Below are 21569 nucleotides of genomic sequence, written 5' to 3' on the forward strand. Positions count from 1 at the left end.
TTCAATACTGGAGACAAGACAATGAAAATCGAACGCAAGCGGATCGCGGTGCTGGGCGCCGGGCAGATCGGGGCGATCATTGCCGGGATGCTGGCGGAACAGGGGCATCAGGTGACGCTGGCCGATGCCTCGCCGGCGCAGCTCGCGCAGGCGGCCGACGGGCGCTTTGCCACCGAGGTCGTTGATGCCGCCGATCTGGAACAGTTGCGCGCCTTCCTCACAGCGCGCGACATCGTCGTCAGCGCCTGCCCGTATTTCCTCAACAAGGGCATCGCCCGCATCGCGGTCGAGACCGGCACGCATTATTTCGACCTGACCGAGGATGTCGAGACGACCGCCTACATCAAACAGATCGGCGCCGGGGCCGGTGTCGCGCTCGTGCCGCAATGCGGTCTGGCGCCGGGCTTCATCTGCATCCTCGGGGCCGACATGGCGGCGCGCTTCGACAGCGTGAAGACGATCAAGATGCGGGTCGGCGCGCTGCCGCTCTACCCGACGAACGCGCTGCGTTACAACGTCACCTGGTCGGTCGATGGGCTGATCAACGAATACTGCAACCCTTGCGAGATCGTCTTCGACGGCAAGCCGATCCTGGTGCCGGCGCTTGAGGGACTCGAAAGCGTCATGATCGACGGCGTCGCCTATGAAGCGTTCAACACCTCGGGCGGGCTGGGCACCCTAACCGAGACGCTGGCCGGCAAGGTCCGCGACATGAGCTACAAGACGCTGCGCTATCCCGGCCATGCCGAGATCATGAAGCTCCTCCTGCGCGGCCTCGAACTCGCGGATGACAAGGAGACGATGCGGCGTATCCTCAGCCATGCGGCGCCCTTCACCCGCAAGGACGTGGTCATCGTCTTCGTCACCGGCATCGGCGAGAAGGCCGGGCGCCTGGAGGAGGATAGCATGGTGCTGCGCTATGACGGCACGCCGACGATGAGCGCGATCCAGCTCACCACTGCCGCCGGCTGCGTCGCCATGGTCGAGCTTTTCCTCAGTGGCAAGCTGCCGCAACAGGGCTTCGTGCGGCAGGAAGACGCTTCGCTCGCCGACTTCCTCGCGACGCGGGCCGGCTCGCGGCTTGCAAGCGAATCCCGTGGCGCCGATGCGGCCAGGAGCGCATATCAGGACACCCGAAATGCCGCTTGATTGCCAAGGGCTTCCAATCGAGTAAGGCAGGCGAGGCCGCAGGCACGCCGCAGACGACCGAAGCACCGATAAAAGGGGATCACCATGATTTCGCGCAGGAACATCGCCACCGCCCTCGGCGCCGCGGCCGCAGGTATCGCCTCCGCCGGTCTGGTTTCGTCGGCCCAGGCGCAGACGGCCCCGAGCGCCGAGACGGCCTTCGAGCGTATCCGCCGCACCAAGAAGCTGCGGATCGGCGCGGTCGCCGGCGCCGCGCCCTACTACAACAAGGATATCGCCACGGGTCAGTGGGGCGGTTTCTACATCGACCTTTCCAAGGCGCTGGCGGAGGAACTCGAGGTCGAGCTCGAGATCATCGAGACGACCTGGGGCAACTCGGTGCTCGACCTGCAGGCCAACAAGACCGACATCTTCTTCGGCCTGAACCCGACGCCGAAGCGCGCGCTGGTGATCGATTTCTCGGTGCCGGTGTTCAACAACGCCTTCACGATGATCGCCAAGAAGGGCCTCGGCAAGAAGACCTGGGACGAGTTCAACAACCCGGCGGTGAAGATCACCGTCGATGCCGGCTCCTCGCAGGATCAGGTTGCGACGCGGCTCTGCCCCAAGGCGCAGATCTCACGCTTCAAGGCGGTGGACGAAGCTGCGACTGCCGTGATGACCGGCCGGGCCGATGCGCAGTGCATCGTGATGATGCTGTCGCTGACCATGCTCAAGAAGAACCCGCAGCTCGGCGAACTCGTTGTCCCGACCCCGGTCTTCGCGACGACCTCGAATGCTGGCTTCCGCCGCGAGGCCGACAAGACCTGGCGCGACTACGTCAACACCTGGCTCGAGTTCAACCGGGGCTTGGGCCTGATCCGCAGCGTCATCATCAAGAACATGGAAGCGGTCGGCATCACCGAGGCCGACATGCCGGCCGGCGTCACGCTCTGAGGGCGCTGGTTTCAGTCCTAACCGCGCCGTCATCCCGGGCGTAGCGAAGCGAAGACCCGGGATCCATTCCGGAGCCCTTCCGATAGAGTTTCCGGAATGGATCCCGAGTCGACTTGCAGTCGCCCGGGATGACGGCGCGGTTTTCCCGGATAGCGTGACGGTCTTGTCACGGCATGTCATCCCTCGACCGGACCTCGCCTCATGTACCAATGGGATTTCAACTTCCTCTGGAGCTATCGCTGGCTATTCCTGAACGGGCTCGGCGTCACGGTCGGCTTTACCGTTGCGATCGTCGGGTTCGGGCTGGTCGCGGGGCTGGCGGCGGCGCTAGCCAAGCTGTCCGCCTTCGCGCCGCTGCGCTGGCTGGCACATGCCTATATCGAGGTCTTCCGCTGCACGCCCGTTCTGGTGCAACTGGTCTGGTTCTATTATGCGCTGCCGATCCTGAGCGGCATCGAGATATCCGCCATCACGGCGTCGATCCTGGCTTTGTCGCTCTATGGCGGCTCGTTCTACGCCGAGATCATCCGCGGCGGCATCGTCTCGATCGACCCTGGCCAGCCGGAAGCTGCGGCGGCGCTCGGCATGACGCCGTTCCAGGCGATGCGGCGGATCATCCTGCCGCAGGCGCTCAAGCGCATGGTGCCGCCGCTGATGAACCAGTCGATCATCCAGTTCAAGAACACCTCGCTGGTCTCGGTTCTGGCGGTGCCGGACCTGCTCTACCAGGGCCAGATCGCGGCCCATGACAGCTATCGGCCGCTGGAGGTCTACAGCGCCGTGGCCGTCGCCTACTTCCTGCTTCTCTTCCCGCTGACGATCGTCGTCCGGCAGGGTGAGAAGAAGCTGTCCACGAGCGATTGAGGCTTTGGCGATGGACACGCAATCGAAGATCGAGATCGCGGGCTTACGCAAGCAGTTCGGGGATTTGGTCGTACTCAAGGACATCAATCTCAGCGTCGATGAGGGCCAGGTCGTCGCGTTGATCGGCCCGTCGGGCTCGGGCAAGTCGACGCTGCTGCGCTGCATCAACCTGCTGGTGACGCCCAATGGCGGCCAGGTGCGGGTCGGGTCTGACAGCTTTGCCTTCGGGCCGGGCACCAAGCTGCCGGGCACGCGCGAACTCGCCCGCTTCCGCGCCGGGACCGGCATGGTGTTCCAGCACTTCAATCTGTTCCCGCACATGACGGCGCTCGGCAATGTCATGGAGGCGCCGGTCACCGTGCGCGGCAAGAGCAAGCAGGCGGCCCGCGAGCACGCCCTGGCGCTGCTCGCCAAGGTCGGCCTCGCTGACAAGGTCGACGAGTATCCGAGCCGGCTTTCGGGAGGGCAGAAGCAGCGCGTCGCGATCGCACGCGCGCTCGCCATGGAGCCCGATGTAATGCTGTTCGACGAGGCGACCTCGGCGCTCGACCCCGAGCTTGTCGGCGAGGTGCTCGGCGTCATGCAGAAGCTCGCCTCGGAGGGCATGACGATGGTGATCGTCACCCATGAGATCGCCTTTGCGCGCGAGGTTGCCGACCGGGTGATCTTCATGCGCGACGGCGTCGTGGTCGAGGAGGGGCCGGCCCGACAGGTCATCGATGCCCCGCGCGAGGCGGCGACGCAGGCCTTTCTCGGCCATTTCCATCGCGGCGGGGCAGCCCAGCCGGTCACCGGCGCGGCATCCTGATGGCGGCTCTTCAACGCGTCTATCTCGTCACCGGCGCGGCGAGCGGCATCGGCCGCGCGGCAGCGCTCGCGCTCGCGGGGCAGTGCATCGGCCTTGTGCTGCATACCGGCTCCAATCAGGCGGGGCTCGACGCGGTCGCCGAGATGGCTCGCGCCGCGGGTGCGACAACCACGACCGTCCTCGGCGACATCGCCGCGAAGGAGACCCTGGAACGGGCCGTCGATCTCGCCAGCGACCATTTCGGCCGGCTCGATGGCATGATCGCGGTCGCCGGCCACGCCCGAAAAGGCGGCATCATGGATTTGCCGGAAGCCGAATTCCGTCAGGCGATGGATGAATCGGCGCTGGGGCTGATGCGCATGGCGCGACTGGCGCGTCCCTTCCTGAAGGCCAGCGGCAGCGGGCGCATCGTCGCGACCTCGTCCTTCGTCGCGCATGCGCTGCGGACCGACATGGCGCCCTTCGCGGCAACGGCGGCGAGCCGTTCGGCGCTCGAAACCACGGTCAGGCTGATGGCCCATGACCTCGCAGGCGACGCGATCACCGTCAATGCCGTGGCGCCGGGCCTCATCCGCAAGGACGACAGCAAGGGGAGCAAGCTCTCGCCCGATGCCATCGCCCGGATGGAGGCGATCATTCCGCTCGGGCGGCGGGGTCTGCCCGAAGAGGTCGCCGCGATGATCGCTTTTCTTGCCTCGCCGGCGGCGTCATACGTCACGGGCCAGACCATTCACGTCAACGGAGGGCTCGTTTGAGCCTGCGGATCCTATGAATACGGCAACGGTCGAACGCATCCGGCTCTTCTTCATCGAGAGCCCGATCAAGATGGCGCGGCTCCAGGGCGTCGGCAACGTCAAGGGCACGGTGAAGCGCGTGCTGGTCGAGCTCACCGCCAGCGACGGCACGGTGGGCTGGGGCGAGGCCGCGCCCTGGGAGGTCTTCACCGGCACGGCCGAGGCCGCGCTGGCTGCCATCGACGTCTATCTGCGGCCGGTGCTGATGGGCCGGCCGGTCCGGCGCATCCGCGAGACCATGGCACTGCTCGACCGGACGCTCGTCGGCCATGCCGAGGCCAAGGTCGCCATCGAGATGGCGCTGTTCGACATCGTCGGCAAGCAAGCCGATATGTCGGTGGCGGATCTTCTCGGCGGGCGGGTGCGCGATACGATCCCGCTGTCCTTCTCGATCGCTGATCCGGATTTCGCCGCCGATCTGGAGCGGATGCGGGTCATGGTTCCCGCCGGGAACGTGATCTACAAGGTCAAGACCGGCGTGAAGCCGCACAAGGAAGACCTCGCCCATCTGGAGGCGATGCGCTCCGAATTCGGCGACGCGATCGATCTGCGCCTCGACTACAACCAGGCGCTCCAGCCGTTCGGGGCGATCAAGATCCTGCGCGACGTCGACCAGTTCAAGCCGACCTTCATCGAGCAGCCCGTGCCGCGCCCGCATCTCGACGCGATGGCGGCCTTCGTCGCCGCGCTCGATACGCCGATCCTGGCCGACGAGAGCTGCTTCGATGCCCGCGATCTGACCGTGATCATCCGGCTCAGGGCGGCAGGCGCGATCTCGGTCAAGCTGATGAAGGCCGGCGGCCTGCTGAAGGCGCAAGCCATCATGGCGATCGCCGACACGGCCGGGCTGCCGGGCTATGGCGGGACGCTGTGGGAGGGCGGCATCGGGCTCGCGGCCGGCACGCAGCTGATTGCCGCGACGCCGGGCATCTCGCTCGGCTGCGAGTTCTACATGCCCCATCATGTCCTGACCGAGGACGTGCTCGAAGAGAAGATCGCCAATCGCGACGGTCATGTCGTCGTGCCGGACGGGCCCGGCCTCGGCATCCGCGTCAGCGAGGCATCGATCCGGGCCAATGCGCGTGTGCTCGCCGAACGCTGATGACAGCTGGGCGACAGGCGGTCGCGAGCCTTCGGGCGCTCAGCCCCGGTCGCTGTGCGGGTCGAGCCAGTCGCGCAGCCAGTCGCCGAGCAGGTTGACGCTGAGTACCGTCAGCATCAGCGCCAGACCCGGAAGGGTGATGATCCACCACGCGCTGGCGATATAGGTGCGTCCATCCGCCAGCATGCGGCCCCAGCTCGGCGACGGCGGCTGGATGCCTAAGCCCAGGAAGCTCAGCCCCGCCTCCAGCACGATGGTGCGGGCGAGCTCCAGCGTCGCCACGACGAGCGCCGGCGTCAGCACGTTGGGCAGGATGTGGCGGCCAAGAATGCGCAGATGGCTGGCCCCCATGGCGCGCACCGCCTGCACGAACTCCCTTTCGCGAACCGTCAGGACCTGTCCACGCACGATCCGGGCGTAGCGGACCCAGCTCGTCAGGGCGAGCACGGCGATGAGGTTGTGCAGACTCGGCCCCAGCGCCGCCACGACCAGCAGCGCCAGCAGCATCAGCGGAAAGGCGAGCTGTATGTCGACCAGCCGCATCAGCAAACGGTCGCTCCAGCCGCCGAAATAGCCGGCGACCAGACCGAGGAAGATTCCGGCGATGCCGCCGAGCACGACCGCCGAGCCCGCGATCGTCAGCGTAACGCGGCTGCCGGCGACGATGCGGCTGAGAATATCGCGACCGAGTTGGTCGGTGCCGAAGGGATGGCTGCCAAGCCCTGCCCAGGAGATTGTCGGCGCGAGCATGCGGGCGCGCAGATCACCGCGGGTGGGGTCGGGGAGACCGAGCCAGGGGCCTGCGATCGCCAGCCCCAGCAGCAGCACGAGCAGGGTGGCGCCGAACAGGCCGAGCCAGTTGGAACGCTGGCTGCGCAGGAACGAGAGCAGCCTCATGACGCTTGCCGGATGCGGGGGTCGATCAAGGTGTAGAGCAGGTCGACCAGGAGATTGACGCCGACGAAGATGGTCGCGACCACCGCCACGCCTGCCTGGACGACCGGGAAATCCTTGGTCTCGATCGCCTGCACGATCAGCCGGCCGACGCCGGGCCAGGAGAACACGGTCTCCGTCACCGCCGCCCCGCCCAAAAGTTCGCCGGCGAGGATGCCGGTCATGGTGACGACCGGGATCAGCGAATTGCGCCCGACATGCCAGAGGAAGACGCGCCGGGGCGGCAGGCCCTTGGCATAGGCCGTGCGGACATAGTCGTCGCGCATCACATCGAGCATAGAGGAGCGCAGCAGGCGCGCGATGCTCGCCGTGGTGAAGCAGGCCAGCGTCACGGCAGGCAGGACGAGGTTCTGCCAGGTGCCGTAGCCACCCGTCGGCAGCCAGCCGAGTTGCACCGCAAACAGCAGGATCAGCATGATGCCGAGCCAGAAGGAGGGCGTCGCCTGCCCCAGCAGGGCGACGAGCAGAACCAGCGCCTCGATGGCCGAACCGCGATGGATCGCAGCCAGCGCGCCGGCCGTGCCGCCGATCAGGATGCCGATCGCGAGCGCGCTTCCCGCCAGCAGCGCGGTTGCCGGCAGGCGTTCGAGAACAACGCTCAGCGCCGGCCGTCCGAACTGGAAGGACGCGCCGAAATCCCCCTTCACGGCGTTGAGAAGGAAGCTCAGATATTGCTGCAGCAGCGGCAAATCGAGCCCGAGCTGTATCCTGAGTTCGCCCATCTGCTCTTCGGTCGCGCCGATCGGCAGCAGCAGCACCGCCGGATCGCCCAGCATGCGCGAGACGACGAAGACGATCGTGACGACGCCCCAGATCGCGATCAGGCCCTCGCCGAGGCGGGAGGTCAGGTGACGCGGCATCGGCAAGCCTCCATCGTTCAAGCCTCCATCGCCACCGCCCTACGGCTTCAGGCCGTAGATCTCGACGGCGGCCTGCCGCGAAATCCGCTCCTCGCGCAGGTCGCGCTCGACCAGGGCGCGGTCGCGCTTTCTGGGATCTCCGAAGCCGCCGCCCCCGGCCGCAACCATTCCGACCCATTCGCCAGGCTGGAGAATGCCGGCGCGCCGGTCGAGCGGCTGGGCTCCGGGCGAGAGCTCGACACGGGCCGTCGAGCCCGGCTCGCCGCCCGCGAGCCCGAAGGGTGGCACGATCGAGTTGGTGCCGCCGGCCGAGATGCGGGCGGTGTGGTCGAGCATCTTGACGCGCCGGCGCAGCGTCATGCCGCCGCGATATTCGCCCGCGCCGCCGGAATCCTGCACGAGCTCGTAGCATTCGACCATGACGGGATGCTCGGTCTCAAGCGCCTCGATCGGCAGGTTGGCGGTGTTGGTGGTGTTGACCTGCACGCCGTCGAGCCCGTCCATGGCCGAGCGCGCGCCCATGCCGCCGCCATGCATCTCGTTATAGACGTAGAAGCGGCCAGTGCGCGGATGCATGCCGCTGGTCGTCAGCAGGGTGCCGCCCGTCGAGGCCGCGGCGATGCGCTCGGGGACGACTTCGGCCAGCGCGGCGAAGATCATGTCGACCAGGCGCTGGCCGATGTCGGTGCGGCTGTAGACGGCGGCCGGCGCGACCGAGTTCAACACGGAGCCGAGCGGCGCCGAGACATGGATCGGCCGGTGGAAGCCGGCATTGGCCGGCAGGTCGGGATCGACGATCGCCTTGACGGCGAAATAGACCGTCGCCAGCAGCGCCGTGTAGACCATGTTGATGGGCGCGCGGACCTGCGTTGGCGCATCGGGGAAGTCGATCGAGATCTCGTCGCCCTTGACCTCGATCACGACCTGAAGGTCCATCACGCCGTCGACCAGATTGCTGTCGAAGTCGTGGCGGAAGCGGTAGGTGCCGTCGGGAATGGTTGCGATGCCCGCCCGCGTGCGGCGCTCGGTGTAGTCGAGCACCTGCGCGCCCGCCGCGCGGACAATGTCCCGGCCGTATTTGTCGCAGAGCGCCTGATAGCGCTGCACGCCGAGCCGGTTCGCGGCCATCTGGGCGCGGAAATCGTTGATGCGCTCGCGCGGTACCTGGCAGTTGAGCAGGATCAGCGACATCAGGTCTTCCTGCAGCACGCCCTCGCGATACAACCTGACAGGCGGGATGCGCAGGCCTTCCTGGAAGATGTGGGCGTGGCCGCGATCGACGAAATCGGAGTGGTGGGCGAGGTTCGTCACCCAGGCCACCAGCTCGCTGCCATGGAAGATCGGCTCCATGAAGACGATATCGTTGAGATGGGTGCCGCCGCCGGTATAGGCATCGTTGCCGACGAAGACGTCGCCGGGCTTCACCGTCGAGAGGTCATGGCTCTTGAAGACGTGCTCGGCGATGCCAAGCAGCGAGCCGAGATGCACGGGAATATGCTCGGCCTGCGCGATGGTGCGTCCCTGCGCATCGAAGAGTGCGGTCGAGCAGTCCTGACGCTCCTTGATGTTGGTCGAATAGGCGGCGCGGATGATCGCCTTGCCCATTTCCTCGACGATCGTGGCGAGCGCGCTGCCGATGACCTCGACGGTGATCGGATCGAGTGTTCCGGTCCTGACTTTGTCCAGCATGGGTCAGCCCTCGAGGATCAGGTTGAGATAGGCATCGACCGTTGCCGTCTGCCCGGGCAGGACGAGGGTGGTCGAATCCATCTGGTCGATGATGGCTGGCCCTGCGACCTGATGCCCGGGGCCAAGCTTCTGGCGGTCATAGATCGGGCAGAGCGTGAAGCCGCCGGACTCCGGCAGCCAGACCTCGCGGCGCTCGCTGATCGCTGCCTCGACCGGATCGGTCGCCGGCGGATACGCCTTGAGATCGGCCTTCGGCACCAGGCCGACCGCCTCGATGCGGAGCGTCGTCACCTGCACCGGCTCCTCAGCTGCGATGTAGCCATAGACCTGCCTGTGAGCCTGCTCGAACGCTTCGCGCAGCTTGACGATCGCGGCCGCATCGATCGGCCCGGCAGGGCAAGGCACGGTCAGCTCGTAGCCCTGGCCGCCATAGCGCATGTCGATCGAGCGGATCAGCGAACGCCGATCGGCGGCGATCGCCTCCTGCGCGAACCAGTCGCGGCCGCGCTCTTCCAGCCCGGCAAAGCCGGTTTCGATGCCCTCAGCACCGGCTTCGCTCAGGGGCAGCAGGCGGGTGAGCGAGAAATTGGTCCGCAGATCGGTCAGCAGCAGCCCGAGCGCGCACATGATGCCCGGATATTTCGGGATGACGAGGCGGGGGATGTCGAGTTCGCGGGCCAGCCGCGAGGCGTGGATTGGCCCGGCACCGCCGAAGCCGAGCATGACGTAGTCGCGCGGGTCATAACCGCGCTCGACCGAGATGACCCGGATCGCCTTGGCCATGTTGGCAATGACGACGCTGATGATGCCCTGCGCTGTCTCCATCACGCCGAGGCCGAGCTTGTCGGCGAGCTTGCCGATCGCGGCCTTTGCGGCGGCCTGGTCGATCTTCATGCGGCCGTTAAGCAGATGCGTCGGGTTCAGGACCTGCAGCACCACATTGGCGTCGGTGACGGTCGGCTCCTCGTTGCCGCGGCCGTAGCAGACCGGGCCGGGATCGGCGGCCGCGGAGCGCGGGCCGACCTTGAGCAGGCCGCCGGCGTCGATGTGGGCGATCGAGCCGCCGCCGGCGCCGACCGTGTGGATGTCGAGCATCGGCAGCTTCAGCGGGTAACCATGGACGTTGGCGTCGTTGGCCATCTGCGGACGGCCGCGATCGATCAGCGAAACATCGGTCGAGGTCCCGCCCATGTCGAAGGTGATGACGTTGTCGAAGCCGGCGAGGCCGCCGACCGAGAGCGCCGCGATGACGCCGGCGGCCGGGCCCGACAGCACGGTGCGTGCCGGGAAGTTCTGCGCCACCTCCGAGGAGATCACGCCGCCATTCGACTGCGTCAGGTGCGGGTGCGCGTGGATGCCGATCTCGGCCAGCCGCGGCTGCAGCTTCGAGAGATAGGACTTCATGATCGGGCCGAGATAGGCGTTCACGACGGTGGTCGAGAGCCGCTCGTATTCGCGGAACTCCGGCGCGACCTCATGCGAGATCGAGACGAAGGCGCCGGGCATCTCCTCGGCCAGGATCTCCTTGACGCGCTTCTCATGCGCCGGCTCGACGAAGGAGAATAGGAAGCAGACCGCCACCGTGGTGATGCCGTCCGCCTTGAGCTTGCGGGCGGCGCTGCGCACCTCGTCCTCGTCCAGCGGCGTCAGGATGCTGCCGTCGAAGAGCACGCGCTCGCTGACCTCGAGCCGCTTGTCGCGGGTGACGAGGATGCGCGGCTTCCGGGTCTGGATGTCGTAAAGCGAGTCGCGTTTCTGCCGGCGCAGCTCGAGCACGTCGCGGAAGCCCCTGGTGGTGATCAGGCCCGTCTCGGCACCGCGCCCGACGATCAGGGCATTGGTCGCGACCGTCGTGCCATGGCCGAAATAGACCACCTCGACAGCCTGCCCGGTCGCTTTGGCGACCTCGGCCACGCCCTGCTCGATGCCGCCGGCGATGCCGAGCGAGGGGTCTTGCGGCGTGCTCGACACCTTCCAGACGTGGATCTCACCCCGTGTCTCGTCGAACATGCAGACATCGGTGAAGGTGCCGCCGGAATCGACGCCGACACGCAGCTTCAGGGCGGTTTGGTCGTGAACGGTCATGACGAGGTTGCGATCCGGTTGATCGGAAAACAGGCAAGGCGATCCAGGCGGCGGGCCTGACTGCCGCCGCCTGGATGGTCGGCAGAGGCTTGTCAGCGCGTCTTGACGTCCATCGCGCGGACCCAGTCGTCGCCGCGCGCTTGCCAGGCGATGCCCTTGGACTGGCCGTAGGTGATCGGGGTGAAGAACAGGAAGATCGAGGGCGAGTCCTCGCAGAGCTGCTTGGTCAACGTCTTGTAGAGCGCCATCCGCTTGGCCGGATCATTGGTCGAGCGGGCCGCCTTTGCCGCATCGGTGAAGCCAGCATTGCCCCAGTAGGATTGGGGGTTCTCGGTTTCCCAGAAGTTCAGCAGGCCACCGGCGTCGAGCGTCGGCCAGCCCAGCCCGAAATAGGCGGAATCTCCCAGATTCTTCCCGACGATGTACTTGTTCATGAAGGCGCCGAATTCCATCTCGCGCAGCTTCACGGTGACGCCGACCTCGCCAAGCTGGGAGGCAACGACCTGGGCGATGTCCGAGGCCTGGATGTAGCGCCCGGTCGGGACCTCCAGCTCCATGGTCAGGCCGTTGGTGAGGCCTGCCTCGGCCAGGAGCTTCTTCGCCTGGACGGGATCGTAAGCGATTGGCTTGAGTTCGGAATTGAAGCCGAAATAGGCCGGCGACAGCGGCTGGCAGGCGCTGATCTCGCCGAGGCCGTCGAGCAGCCCGTCATTGATCGCCTTGCGGTCGATCGCGAGATTGAGCGCGCGCCAGACCTTCGGTGTGTCCTTGAAGGGCGCGCGCAGCGCGTTGAGCTTGATGAACATGCCGCGCGTGCCCGGCACCGATGACGCATCGACCTTGCCGCTCGCCTTGATGCGGGCGATCTCGGAGGTCGGAAAGCCGGTGACCAGATCGACATCTCCGGCGACGAGGGCGGCGATGCGCGAGGAGTCTTCGGGGATGATGCGGAAGGTGACGTTGTCGAAGGCGGGCTTCTCGCCCCAGTAGTCCTTGCGGGCCTTGAGCACGACGCGGTCGCCGCTGGCGAAGCGCACGAGCTCATAGGGCCCGCTGCCGAGCGCCGTCACCGCGGGGTTGTTCTCGGACGTCCATTTCGGCGGCATCAGCAGGAACATCGACATCTGCTCGGGCAGGTCGGGATAGGCGCCCTTGGTGATGAACTCGACCACGCCGGGCGAGACCACTTTCACTTCGCTGATTGATGCGAACCAGGGCTTGTTGCGAGCGGCGGTCTTGGGGTCGAGCACGCGCTCGACATTCCATTTCACCGCCTCGGCATCGAGCGTCTCGCCGTTGGAGAAGGTCACGCCTTCGCGCAGGGTGAAGCGCCAGGCGGTGTCGCCGACGGCCTCCCACTTCGTCGCCAGCCCCGGCCGCAGCTTCATGTCGGGGCCGCGATCGACCAGCGGCGTGTAGATATGCGCGGCGACGCTGAGATCGGTGCCAACCGTCGTCGATTTGAACGGGTCGAGCGTGTTGACGTTGCTGGACAGCGCGATCGTCAGGTCCCGCGCCGCAGCCGGGCCGGCAAGCACGGCGGCGCCCAGACTCAGTGCGAGGAGCCTTGCACGGAATGGGAGAAGCGAAGTGCTGGACATTGACGATCCCCTCGTGTTCGATATTGGCGCCAATCGTGAGTTCGGTATTGGCATCTGTCAATCACCGTTTTGTTCGCAGGGCGGCTCAATCTTTCGGCAGGCGCTACCAACAGTCGCGCGGTTGCCAGGCGAGGGCCATTCGAAGCAGAAGGGTGACGGATAAAAGCGGCCTGAATCGCCTCGGGAATGCAGGACAAATGGCTCTGGTAACGCAGCAGACGGGCGCAACGGGCGCCGAAAGCCAGGACAAACCGACTGCCGGCGGCAGTGCGGTGCGGGCGCGCCAGCTCGCGAAACTGATCGAGAAGGACATCAGTACCGGCCGGCTGAGCGCCGGCTCCTGGCTGAAGCAGGTCGATCTGGAGGCACAATACGGCGCCTCGCGCCTCGATATCCGCCAGGCTCTCGACCGGCTGGAGGAAAAGGGCTTCGTCAAGCTGGAGGCCAATCGCGGCTATCGCGTCGAGACCTTCGACATGCAGCGCTTCCGCAATGTCGTGACCATCCGTGCAATCCTCGAAGTCGCGGCGGCCGTGGAGGTGCTGAAGTATATCGACGAGGCGGGGTTGGCCCGGCTGGATCAGCATGCGGATGGCTTTGCCGAGGCTGTCGCAGCCGGCACCGTGGTCGCGCAGGAGGAGGCGAACTACGTCTTCCACGCGGCCATGCTCGAATTCTGCCCGAACCGTGATCTGGTTTCGATGGTCTTCGACTTGCGCAGCCGCGTGCCGGTGACGCTCACCCGCGAGAAGAACACCGCTACCCTGCTCGCCCGCACGGTCCAGGACCATTACGATATCGTCGAGCGCCTGCGCCGGCGGGACAAGCCTGGCCTCGAACTCATCGTCCACCAGCATGTGCTGGGCGGCCTCGACATCGTCTGACCCTCGCCAAGAAGGAACCTCCATGCGCGTCGCCATCATCGGCTCCGGCGGGATCGGGCGCGGCTATGCCGCCTACCTGAGCACGCAGGGTCACGAGCCCGTCATCTGGTCGCCGAGCGGCGCGGCTCTCGCCGATTTCGCCGGTGGTGCGGCGCTAGCTGTCACCGGCAAGCTCGAAACATCGCTTCCGCTTGGCGTCGCGGTCGACTGTGCCGAGGCCGTGGCGGGGGCGGAGGCCGTCATCGTCGCGGTGCAGGCCAACGGCTTCAAAACCGTGTTCGATGCGTTGGCGCCGCATCTGGTCGCTGGGCAGAGCGTCATCATCAGCGCCCATTGCTCCTTCGCGGCGCTCTACCTGCATCGCCTGCTGACGCAGCGCGGCCTCGATCTGCCGATCGCCTGCTGGGCGACGACGGCGTTGACGGCACGCAAGAGCGGCCCGCGCAGCGTCCACATCTCTGGCGTCCGGGCCAAGCTCGATGTCGCGACGCTGCCGGTGCGCCATGCGCAGGCCGGGCTCGCGGTCTGCCGGGCGCTGTTCGGGGACCGTTTCGAGGTGCGCGACGACGTGCTGGCGATCATGCTCAGCAATCTCAACCCGCCGGCGCATGTCGCCAACATGCTCGGCAATCTGACACGGGCCGAACGCGGCGAGGACTGGCCGAACTACGGTTCGATCACCCGGGGCGTCGGCCGCATCGTCGATGCGATGGATGTCGAGCGGCTGGCGCTGGCACGGGCCTTCGGCCTCTCCGTGCGTAGCGTGCAGGACCATTATGTCCATTCATTCGGCGTGACGCCCGGCCCGGTCGGCGAGATGGCGGCGGCCGTCTACAAGAACCGGCCGGAATTGCTCGGTCCCAAGACGTTGGATACCCGCTTCATCACCGAGGACGTGCCCTTCGGGCTCGCGCCGCTGGAGGTGCTGGGCGGGATCGCCGGCGTCGTCCTGCCGCTGCATCAGGCCGGCATCGCCCTGTTCGATGCGATCTGCGCCCGCGACTTCCGGGCCGAGAACGACCTGCTCCCGGCCCTGAACCTCGCGGCGCTCGACCGCGGAGAGTTACACCGCCAATTGCGCGGCGACTGAAGCGCTCAGTCGGTGACCGGCTCGCCCAGCGTGTGCATCAGCCGGTTGGCCCAGCCAAAGATCGAGGCCGACAGGATCAGGTCGAGGATCTCGATCTCCGACAGGCCGATATCGCGCAGCGCCGCGATCTCGGCCGGCCCGGCTGCCGGCGGCGACTGGGAGAGCTTCACGGCGAAATCGAAGATCGCCTGATGGTGGTCTTCCAGTTCCGCCTCAACGCCGCCGGCGAAGATCGTCTCCATCACCTCGGGGCGCCTGGTGAGCTGGTTGAAGCGCGCCGCATGCACCGCTACGCAATAGACGCAGGAATTGACGATCGAGGCCGCGACCGCGCCGAGCTCGCGCTCGGCCGAGGACAGGCCGCCCTTGCCGTACATGATCGTGTTGAACAGCGGCGAGCGCACCTTCAGCGATTCCGGATCATGCGCCAGCGTCAGCACATAGGGCGAGATGCCCTTGCTCGACGGTGTGATCTGCATCGCGTCGCGCTGCTCTGGCGTGGCCTTGTCGAGCTCGACCGGCGTGACATAGGGCGACCAGCGCGGGACGGTCGCCGTGAACGCATGGACCACCTTGCTCATGCGGTCGCTCCCAGAAGGCGCAGGCCGGCGATCACGCGGGCCTGATAATTGACGAAGGCCGCGAGTTCCGCGAGGCGCACGATGTCCGGCTCGGTGACGCCCGCGGCGATGAGTGTGGCGATGTCCTCCTTGCTTGCATCGCGGGTCCGCCGCGTCAGCAGATCGGCATGGCGGATGATGGCAGCGAAGCGCGGGGCGACCGCCGGGTCAGCGCCCGTTTCACCCGCCGCAACGGCCACCAGGGCGGGGGTCTTGCCGGCTTGCACCAGCAGCTTGCGATAATGCGCAACCAGCGCCCGATCGGCGTTCCAGCCGGACATCCGGGCCGCTAGGGCCGCGCGTTCGGCATGGCTGAGCCCGCCGGGGTCGCGGGGCAACAGCACGGCGTCGTGGCTGGCCTGGCTCAGCCCCATGATCTCGGCCCGTTGCGCGAGCGTTTCGGCCAGCGGGGTGCCGGCCTGCACGTCGGCCAGGTTTTCAATCAGTGTCATCTCGTCCTTCCCGGGCAGGATGGGGGACCAAACAGGCATGCAAGAATGATGCTTGACCTGCATCATGATGTCCATATCATTCGAAATGTGAATGGTGGAATGGATGGACCTGAAGCAGCTCGAGGCCTTCGCCGCAGTCATGTCCGCCGGTAGCATCACCGGGGCGGCACGCTTGCTCGGCCGTTCGCAGCCAGCGCTCACCCGCCTGATCCAGGATCTCGAAACCTCCCTCGGCTTCGGCCTGCTCCACCGCGCCGGCCCGCGGGTTACCCCGACCGAGCAGGGCTTACGCTTCCATCAGGAGGTCGAGCCGGTGATGGCCTGGCTCCGGCAACTGCGCGAGCGGGCCGATGCGATCGCGCTCGACCGGCCGCGCTCGCTTTCGGTCGCCTCGATCGCTTCCTTCTCGGTCGGCATGCTGCCCACGGCGTTGCAGCGTCTGGGAGAATCCGGCCTGCCGGAACAGATCCATATCCGTACGGCACTGGCCGAGCAGGTCGTGCAGGCGGTGGCGACGCAGGTCTCCGAGATCGGCATCACCAGCCTGCCCGTCGACCATCCGGCCCTGGAGATCCACTGGATCGGGGAGGCGCCCTGCGTGGCCGCCGTCGCGGCTGACGATCCCCTGGCCAGTGCCGAGCGCATTCCGCTCTCGGCGCTGGCGGGGCGGCGCCTGATCACCATGGCCAACCCGTTCCGCTGGCGCCGGCGCGTCGATCTTGCACTGCGTGAGCGGGGCGTCGTCCCGGCCTCGGTGCTCGACACCAACACCTCGAACACCGCGATCATGTCGGCACGCGCCGGCCTCGGCATCGCCATCGTCGAGCCGGTCATCGCCTATGGCATGCCGGTGGATGGTGTCGCGATCCGGCCGATCGACGTGCCGATCTCCTTCTTCTGGGCCGTCGTGACGCCCTATGGACGCCCCTCGACGGCGCTCATCGCGGGCCTGATCGACCGGCTCGACGAGATCTCGCGCGAAACCATTCCCGGTTTCGTCAAACACCCTGCGACGGCCCGCGACCGGCTGATGGCGGATGCCTTCGGTCAGGCCGCTGCGCCTTCCATACGAGATATGACGCCATGAACGCCGTCCCGCAGCCGCCGCCCGGACTGCACCAGCTCGAACTCCGGCTGCAGCAGGACCTGTCCTGGCTCGAATGGCCCGCCAAGAGCTGGGTGCCGCCGCGCGAGGTCGGCGGACAGCCTGTGACCGATGTCGTCGTGGTCGGTGCGGGGATGTGCGGCCTGGCCGCTGCGGGCGCGCTCAAGGGGCTGGGCATCGCGAGCCTGCTGGTGCTCGACAAGGCTCCGGCCGGCCGCGAGGGCCCCTGGGTGACCTTCGCGCGTATGGAGACATTGCGCTCGCCCAAGCAGCTCACCGGGCCGGCGCTTGGTCTGCCGGCGCTGACCTTCCGGGCCTGGTATGAGGCGCAGTTCGGGAGCGAGGCCTGGGAGGCGCTCGGCAAGATCCCGCGCCGGCAATGGATGGAGTATCTGGTCTGGTATCGTCGGGTGCTCGACCTGCCGGTGCGCAACGAGGTCGAACTCGTCTCCGTCACGCCCCGCCCCGGCGATCTGCTGACGCTGCGCCTGAGCGAGGCCGGCAGCGAGCGCGTGATCCTGACCCGCCATCTGGTGCTGGCGACCGGCCGCGACGGGCTGGGCGGCTCATGGGTCCCGCCGATCGTCGCCGGCATCGACCGCAATCTCTGGGCCCACAGCGCCGATGCGATCGACTTCGCCGCCCTGAAGGGCAAGCGCATCGGCGTCGTCGGCGCCGGTGCCTCGGCCATGGACAATGCGGCCGAAGCATTGGAGCAGGGCGTCGGCAGCCTCGACCTGTTCGTGCGTCGCAAGGATCTGCCGCGGATCAACAAATTCACCGGCATCGGCAGCCAGGGCGTGGTGCACGGCTTTGCCGGCCTGCCCGACGACTGGAAATGGCGCTTCCTCGACTATGCGATGAAGGCGCAGACGCCACCGCCGCGCGACTCGACGCTGCGCGTCTCGCGCCACCCGCAAGCCCGCTTCCATCTCGGTAGCCCGATCGAAAGCTTGACCGAGCGCGATGGGCATCTCGTCCTGACCACGGCCAAGGGCGCCTATCCGCTCGATTTCCTGATCATGGCGACGGGTTTCTCGGTCGATCTCGGCCTGCGCGGGGAACTGGCCGCCGTCGCGCCCTTCATCCGCTTCTGGAAAGACCGCTACGGGCCGCCTGTCGGCACCGACAATGCCGAACTGGAGAACGCGCCCGATCTCGGCCCGGCCTTCGAATTCCAGGAGCGTGAGCCCGGCACCTGCCCGGCGCTTTCGCAGATCCACTGCTTCAACTATCCGGCCATGCTCTCGCATGGGAAACTCTCCGGGGATATTCCGGCGGTCAGCGAGGGGGCGCAGCGGCTGGCGCGCGGCATCGCGCGGGCCCTTTTCGTCGCCGATCGCAAGACGCATTACGAGGCGCTCGTCGCCTTCGCCACGCCGGAACTTCTCGGCGACGAGTGGGCGGATGCCGACGCATCCGTGACCGAACCGCACGACCACGCACCTGCCTGATGCCGCCGATCCCGATCCATCGCTTTGCCTGAACCTGCCATCACGACCGACCCATCACACCCGTTGCCCCATCCAAGGAGCCGATCATGAAGTTGCTGACGCTAGTAGCCGGTCTCGTTGCGCTCCTTGCCGGCCAGGCGCCGGCTCTTGCGCAGGCCTATCCGGAAAAGCCGATCGAGATGATCGTCGCCTTCGCGCCCGGCGGCGGCACCGATGTCGCGGCGCGTTCGATCGCCCGCTACATGGAGAAATATCTCGGCGGCAATGCCCGTATCGGCGTCATCAACAAGCCCGGAGCGGGTGGAGAGATCGGCTGGACGGCAGTCGCCCAGGCCAAGCCGGACGGCTACACGATCGGCTTCATCAATGCGCCCGCCATTAATGCCCTGGTGATCGAGGGTAAGGCCAAGTTCAAGATGAGCGACTTCCAGCCGGTCGCCAATCTCGTCTACGATCCCGGCGTACTCGTCGTGCCCAAGAACAGCCCCTATACGGCGCTCAAGGACATCGTCGAAGCGGCGAAGAAGGGGGCCGGCGCCGTCGTCATCGGCACCTCTGGCGTGAGTGGTTCCTCCGAGCATATCGCGCTGCTGAACTTCCAGCGCCTCGCCGATGCCAAATTCACGCCGGCCTTCTTCGGCGGTACGGCCCCGGTCCGGCAGGCGGTTCTGGGTGGCCATGTCCCTGCCGCGACGATGAATCTGAGCGAGGCTTTGCAGATCGCACGCGAGGGCCAGATCAGGGTGATCGGCGTGATGAGCGCCGACCGCTCGGCCTATCTGCCGGATGCGCCGACCTTCCGGGAGGGTGGCTACGATGTCGTGGCCGGCGCCACGCGCGGCATCGCCGCGCCGAAGGGCATCCCGGCCGACATCATCGCGAAGCTCGAAAAGGCGGTTGATCAGGCCCTCAAGGATCCGGAATATCTCGACGCGGCGAAGCGTGCCGAGATCCCGCTGCAATATCTCGGCGCGTCCGAATACAAGGCCTTCCTCGACGGGGCCACGCGCGATCTCGAAGCGACCTGGAAGGCGACGCCGTGGAAGTGAGCAGCGCCTCCGAGCCCGGCTCCCGCAGCCTCGCCGAGATCGGCTTCGCCGCCGTCCTGATCGCAGGGGCCATCGTCGTCATCGTCACGGCCTCGGCCTATCCCGGCGAGAGCGCGACCTACCCTCTCGTCATCGGGGTGGCGCTCGCGGGGCTCGGTTGCTGGATCCTGCTGCGCGAGGTCCTTCGCCGCCGGCGGGGCCATGCGATGGCGGGCAGCTTCGCCGAGCATGGGCCGCGGCTGGTGATCGGACTGGCCGCGCTCGTGCTCTATATTCTCGCGGTCAGCCAGATCGGCTTCATCCTGCCGAGCGTTGCGCTCGGGGTTCTGCTGCCCGCCAGCGTCGGCTTCCGGCGCTGGGGCCTGTCCTTCGTCGTTGCCGTCGTTTCGGTCGTGGCGATCCTGCTGATCTTCGTGCTCGCGCTCGAGCGGCCGATCCCGCCCGACATCCTCTCGCCGCTCGGGAGGCTGTTCCGATGATCGATGCGCTGCTGCATGCCGTGCCGCTTGTCTTCGCGCCGATGAACATCCTGGCGATGATCATTGGTGTGATCGCCGGGCTCGTCGTCGGTTGCCTGCCAGGGCTGACCGTTGTCACCGGGCTCGCCGTCCTGATCCCGCTGACCTTCGGGCTCGATCCGCTCTTCGCGCTGGGCATGATGGCCGGCATGTACAATGGCGGCTCCTATGGCGGCGCAATCCCCGCGATCCTGATGCGCGTGCCGGGCACGCCAGCCTCAGTTGCCACCGTGCTCGACGGCTACAAAATGACCCAGAAGGGCCAGGCGGCCTATGCGCTGCAGGTCGCGCTGCTGTCGGGCGTGATCGGCAGTGTCTTGTCCTCGATCGCGCTGATCGTGCTCTCTCCGCCGCTGGTCTCGTTCAGCCTGCTGTTCGGGCCGATCGAATATTTCTGGCTCGGCATCCTCGGGCTTGCGACCGTCTCCTCGCTGCTCGGCGACGATCTTCCCAAGGGGCTGATCGCTTGCGGCATCGGGCTTTTGATCGGCGCCGTCGGCCAGGACATCTCCAACGGCACCGAACGCTTCACCTTCGGCCAGCTCGAACTGCTCGACGGCTTCAGCGCGATCGTGCTGCTCACTGGCCTGTTCGCGGTGCCGCCCGTGCTGCAGATGGTCGAGGAGGCCGTGAAGACCGGCATGAGCGGCGACAAGCTCAAGCTGCACGCGCAGGGCTCGGTGCTGCGGCAGTGGCGCTATTTCATGCCGGTCTGGCTGCGCTCCTCGGTGATCGGCATCATCATCGGTATCCTGCCAGGCGCTGGCGGCAGCATGTCGTCCTTCCTCGCCTATAACGAGGCGAAGCGAGTGGCGCGCGAGCCCGAGACCTTCGGCCACGGCAACCCCGAAGGCGTCGCGGCCTCCGAATGCGGCAACGGCGCCGACAACGCCGCGTCGCTGATCCCGGCCTTGGCGCTGGGAATCCCCGGCTCCGGCGTCGCCGCCGTCATCCTCGGCGGCCTGCTCGTGCATGGCCTGCGGCCAGGCCCGCAGCTTTTCCGCGAGCATCCCGACATCGTCTACGGCTTCATGCTGCAGTTCCTGGTGACCTCGCTCATGCTGGCGGTTCTCGGCGGCCTGGCGGCGACGCGGATCTTCGGGCAGGTACTGAGGCTGCCGCGCATCGTGCTCGCCCCGGTGATCCTGCTCTTCGTCACCATCGGCGTCTATTCGGTCAACAACGCGGTGTTCGACCTCTGGGTTCTGCTGGGCGTCGGCGTGATCGGCTATGTGCTGGAGCGGCTCGATTATCCCAGCGCGCCGATCGTGCTCGGCCTGCTGCTCGGCCCGATGATCGAGAGCCAGTTGCGGCTCGCCCTGACGATCTCCGGCGGACGGACGGCTGCGCTCGTCTCGACGCCGATCGCGATCACGCTGGCGCTGCTCAGCGCGGCGATCCTGCTGACGCCAGCGTGGCGCAAACTGCGGATGTCCGCCTGAAGGGTCACGGAACTTGCGGGCTCGAAAACGAGAGGAATCCGGTGTGAGACATCCCTGTGAGATGTCTCACAGTCCGCAACCGTGAAACGTTCAAGAATAATCGATTTTCATCA

At 66.8% G+C, this 21569-nt stretch carries 20 protein-coding genes; 13 read left to right on the forward strand and 7 right to left on the reverse strand.

Features of this window, described 5'->3' with window-relative positions; genetic code table 11:
• Nucleotides 1–21 precede the first annotated feature (21 nt).
• From AC1DYU_RS06895 to AC1DYU_RS06920, 6 genes are all read left to right on the forward strand, one after another.
• On the forward strand, nt 22–1149 hold the full coding sequence (locus tag AC1DYU_RS06895; protein ID WP_476790988.1) for a saccharopine dehydrogenase family protein: 1128 nt from the start codon (nt 22–24) through the stop codon (nt 1147–1149).
• An 84-nt stretch (nt 1150–1233) separates the two neighbouring features.
• Nucleotides 1234–2085 carry a transporter substrate-binding domain-containing protein gene (locus tag AC1DYU_RS06900; protein WP_158484119.1) on the forward strand — a complete coding sequence of 284 codons (852 nt, stop codon included), beginning with the start codon at nt 1234–1236 and terminating at the stop codon, nt 2083–2085.
• Between the two features lie 201 nt (nt 2086–2286).
• Nucleotides 2287–2949 (forward strand): amino acid ABC transporter permease, encoded by a 663-nt coding sequence (locus tag AC1DYU_RS06905; RefSeq protein WP_476790989.1) that lies wholly within the window; start codon nt 2287–2289, stop codon nt 2947–2949.
• Nucleotides 2950–2959: 10 nt separating this feature from the next.
• Nucleotides 2960–3757 (forward strand): amino acid ABC transporter ATP-binding protein, encoded by a 798-nt coding sequence (locus AC1DYU_RS06910; RefSeq protein WP_476790990.1) that lies wholly within the window; start codon nt 2960–2962, stop codon nt 3755–3757.
• Complete coding sequence (locus AC1DYU_RS06915) at nt 3757–4512, forward strand: SDR family NAD(P)-dependent oxidoreductase (RefSeq protein WP_476790991.1); 756 nt, start codon at nt 3757–3759, stop codon at nt 4510–4512. Before AC1DYU_RS06910 ends, AC1DYU_RS06915 begins: the two co-directional genes overlap by 1 nt.
• 13 nt (nt 4513–4525) lie before the next feature.
• On the forward strand, nt 4526–5653 hold the full coding sequence (locus AC1DYU_RS06920; RefSeq protein ID WP_476790992.1) for an enolase C-terminal domain-like protein: 1128 nt from the start codon (nt 4526–4528) through the stop codon (nt 5651–5653).
• Between the two features lie 39 nt (nt 5654–5692).
• On the opposite strand, the gene AC1DYU_RS06925 is transcribed toward AC1DYU_RS06920, so the two are convergent.
• The 5 genes from AC1DYU_RS06925 to AC1DYU_RS06945 form a co-directional block, all read right to left on the reverse strand.
• Nucleotides 5693–6550 carry an ABC transporter permease gene (locus AC1DYU_RS06925; RefSeq protein WP_476790993.1) on the reverse strand — a complete coding sequence of 286 codons (858 nt, stop codon included), beginning with the start codon at nt 6548–6550 and terminating at the stop codon, nt 5693–5695.
• Entirely contained in the window at nt 6547–7467 is a 921-nt protein-coding gene (locus AC1DYU_RS06930; protein WP_476790994.1) for an ABC transporter permease, read from the reverse strand. Before AC1DYU_RS06930 ends, AC1DYU_RS06925 begins: the two co-directional genes overlap by 4 nt.
• A gap of 39 nt (nt 7468–7506) precedes the next feature.
• Nucleotides 7507–9156, reverse strand: coding sequence for a hydantoinase B/oxoprolinase family protein (locus tag AC1DYU_RS06935; protein WP_476790995.1), 1650 nt, complete (start codon nt 9154–9156; stop codon nt 7507–7509).
• 3 nt (nt 9157–9159) lie between these two features.
• Nucleotides 9160–11241 (reverse strand): hydantoinase/oxoprolinase family protein, encoded by a 2082-nt coding sequence (locus AC1DYU_RS06940; RefSeq protein ID WP_476790996.1) that lies wholly within the window; start codon nt 11239–11241, stop codon nt 9160–9162.
• A gap of 92 nt (nt 11242–11333) precedes the next feature.
• Nucleotides 11334–12842 (reverse strand): ABC transporter substrate-binding protein, encoded by a 1509-nt coding sequence (locus tag AC1DYU_RS06945; RefSeq protein ID WP_476790997.1) that lies wholly within the window; start codon nt 12840–12842, stop codon nt 11334–11336.
• 197 nt (nt 12843–13039) lie between these two features.
• Here AC1DYU_RS06945 and AC1DYU_RS06950 point away from each other — a divergent pair, with 197 nt between their 5' ends.
• Together AC1DYU_RS06950 and AC1DYU_RS06955 are read left to right on the forward strand one after the other, a co-directional pair.
• A complete protein-coding gene (locus AC1DYU_RS06950) occupies nt 13040–13726 on the forward strand; it encodes a GntR family transcriptional regulator (RefSeq protein WP_476790998.1) in 687 nt (228 codons plus the stop codon).
• A 22-nt stretch (nt 13727–13748) separates the two neighbouring features.
• Nucleotides 13749–14816, forward strand: a complete 1068-nt coding sequence (locus AC1DYU_RS06955) for an NAD/NADP octopine/nopaline dehydrogenase family protein (RefSeq protein ID WP_476790999.1) — start codon at nt 13749–13751, stop codon at nt 14814–14816.
• 5 nt (nt 14817–14821) lie between these two features.
• On the opposite strand, the gene AC1DYU_RS06960 is transcribed toward AC1DYU_RS06955, so the two are convergent.
• Both AC1DYU_RS06960 and AC1DYU_RS06965 read right to left on the reverse strand, forming a co-directional pair.
• Nucleotides 14822–15397: a peroxidase-related enzyme gene (locus AC1DYU_RS06960; RefSeq protein ID WP_476791000.1), complete on the reverse strand. Its 576-nt coding sequence runs from the start codon at nt 15395–15397 to the stop codon at nt 14822–14824.
• The gene (locus AC1DYU_RS06965) at nt 15394–15888 is read right to left on the reverse strand and encodes a CMD domain protein (protein WP_476791001.1); all 495 of its coding nucleotides are present in this window, start codon (nt 15886–15888) and stop codon (nt 15394–15396) included. Before AC1DYU_RS06965 ends, AC1DYU_RS06960 begins: the two co-directional genes overlap by 4 nt.
• A gap of 91 nt (nt 15889–15979) precedes the next feature.
• On the opposite strand from AC1DYU_RS06965, the gene AC1DYU_RS06970 reads away from it, so the two are divergent.
• The 5 genes from AC1DYU_RS06970 to AC1DYU_RS06990 all read left to right on the forward strand — a co-directional run bounded on the left by AC1DYU_RS06970 (nt 15980) and on the right by AC1DYU_RS06990 (nt 21456).
• Entirely contained in the window at nt 15980–16975 is a 996-nt protein-coding gene (locus AC1DYU_RS06970; RefSeq protein WP_476791002.1) for a LysR family transcriptional regulator, read from the forward strand.
• Entirely contained in the window at nt 16972–18447 is a 1476-nt protein-coding gene (locus AC1DYU_RS06975; protein ID WP_476791003.1) for an NAD(P)-binding domain-containing protein, read from the forward strand. Before AC1DYU_RS06970 ends, AC1DYU_RS06975 begins: the two co-directional genes overlap by 4 nt.
• An 86-nt stretch (nt 18448–18533) precedes the next feature.
• Complete coding sequence (locus AC1DYU_RS06980; protein ID WP_158484105.1) at nt 18534–19496, forward strand: tripartite tricarboxylate transporter substrate binding protein; 963 nt, start codon at nt 18534–18536, stop codon at nt 19494–19496.
• Nucleotides 19487–19975, forward strand: coding sequence for a tripartite tricarboxylate transporter TctB family protein (locus AC1DYU_RS06985; RefSeq protein WP_476791004.1), 489 nt, complete (start codon nt 19487–19489; stop codon nt 19973–19975). The genes AC1DYU_RS06980 and AC1DYU_RS06985 overlap by 10 nt, the downstream gene beginning before the upstream one ends.
• Nucleotides 19972–21456 (forward strand): tripartite tricarboxylate transporter permease, encoded by a 1485-nt coding sequence (locus tag AC1DYU_RS06990; protein WP_158484103.1) that lies wholly within the window; start codon nt 19972–19974, stop codon nt 21454–21456. Before AC1DYU_RS06985 ends, AC1DYU_RS06990 begins: the two co-directional genes overlap by 4 nt.
• The last annotated feature ends 113 nt before the right edge of the window (nt 21457–21569 follow it).

Source organism: Allobosea sp. P2_B12, assembly GCF_056404835.1.

Excerpts from the sequence above, each read along its gene's own strand:
- AC1DYU_RS06945 (WP_476790997.1), bottom strand. The coding sequence starts at position 12,842 with ATGTCCAGCACTTCGCTTCTCCCATTCCGTGCAAGGCTCCTCGCACTG.
- AC1DYU_RS06905 (WP_476790989.1), top strand. The coding sequence starts at position 2,287 with ATGTACCAATGGGATTTCAACTTCCTCTGGAGCTATCGCTGGCTATTC.
- AC1DYU_RS06965 (WP_476791001.1), bottom strand. The coding sequence starts at position 15,888 with ATGACACTGATTGAAAACCTGGCCGACGTGCAGGCCGGCACCCCGCTG.
- AC1DYU_RS06925 (WP_476790993.1), bottom strand. The coding sequence starts at position 6,550 with ATGAGGCTGCTCTCGTTCCTGCGCAGCCAGCGTTCCAACTGGCTCGGC.
- AC1DYU_RS06955 (WP_476790999.1), top strand. The coding sequence starts at position 13,749 with ATGCGCGTCGCCATCATCGGCTCCGGCGGGATCGGGCGCGGCTATGCC.
- AC1DYU_RS06895 (WP_476790988.1), top strand. The coding sequence starts at position 22 with ATGAAAATCGAACGCAAGCGGATCGCGGTGCTGGGCGCCGGGCAGATC.
- AC1DYU_RS06990 (WP_158484103.1), top strand. The coding sequence starts at position 19,972 with ATGATCGATGCGCTGCTGCATGCCGTGCCGCTTGTCTTCGCGCCGATG.
- AC1DYU_RS06900 (WP_158484119.1), top strand. The coding sequence starts at position 1,234 with ATGATTTCGCGCAGGAACATCGCCACCGCCCTCGGCGCCGCGGCCGCA.
- AC1DYU_RS06940 (WP_476790996.1), bottom strand. The coding sequence starts at position 11,241 with ATGACCGTTCACGACCAAACCGCCCTGAAGCTGCGTGTCGGCGTCGAT.
- AC1DYU_RS06915 (WP_476790991.1), top strand. The coding sequence starts at position 3,757 with ATGGCGGCTCTTCAACGCGTCTATCTCGTCACCGGCGCGGCGAGCGGC.
- AC1DYU_RS06980 (WP_158484105.1), top strand. The coding sequence starts at position 18,534 with ATGAAGTTGCTGACGCTAGTAGCCGGTCTCGTTGCGCTCCTTGCCGGC.
- AC1DYU_RS06930 (WP_476790994.1), bottom strand. The coding sequence starts at position 7,467 with ATGCCGCGTCACCTGACCTCCCGCCTCGGCGAGGGCCTGATCGCGATC.
- AC1DYU_RS06920 (WP_476790992.1), top strand. The coding sequence starts at position 4,526 with ATGAATACGGCAACGGTCGAACGCATCCGGCTCTTCTTCATCGAGAGC.
- AC1DYU_RS06970 (WP_476791002.1), top strand. The coding sequence starts at position 15,980 with ATGGTGGAATGGATGGACCTGAAGCAGCTCGAGGCCTTCGCCGCAGTC.
- AC1DYU_RS06910 (WP_476790990.1), top strand. The coding sequence starts at position 2,960 with ATGGACACGCAATCGAAGATCGAGATCGCGGGCTTACGCAAGCAGTTC.
- AC1DYU_RS06935 (WP_476790995.1), bottom strand. The coding sequence starts at position 9,156 with ATGCTGGACAAAGTCAGGACCGGAACACTCGATCCGATCACCGTCGAG.
- AC1DYU_RS06950 (WP_476790998.1), top strand. The coding sequence starts at position 13,040 with ATGGCTCTGGTAACGCAGCAGACGGGCGCAACGGGCGCCGAAAGCCAG.
- AC1DYU_RS06975 (WP_476791003.1), top strand. The coding sequence starts at position 16,972 with ATGAACGCCGTCCCGCAGCCGCCGCCCGGACTGCACCAGCTCGAACTC.
- AC1DYU_RS06960 (WP_476791000.1), bottom strand. The coding sequence starts at position 15,397 with ATGAGCAAGGTGGTCCATGCGTTCACGGCGACCGTCCCGCGCTGGTCG.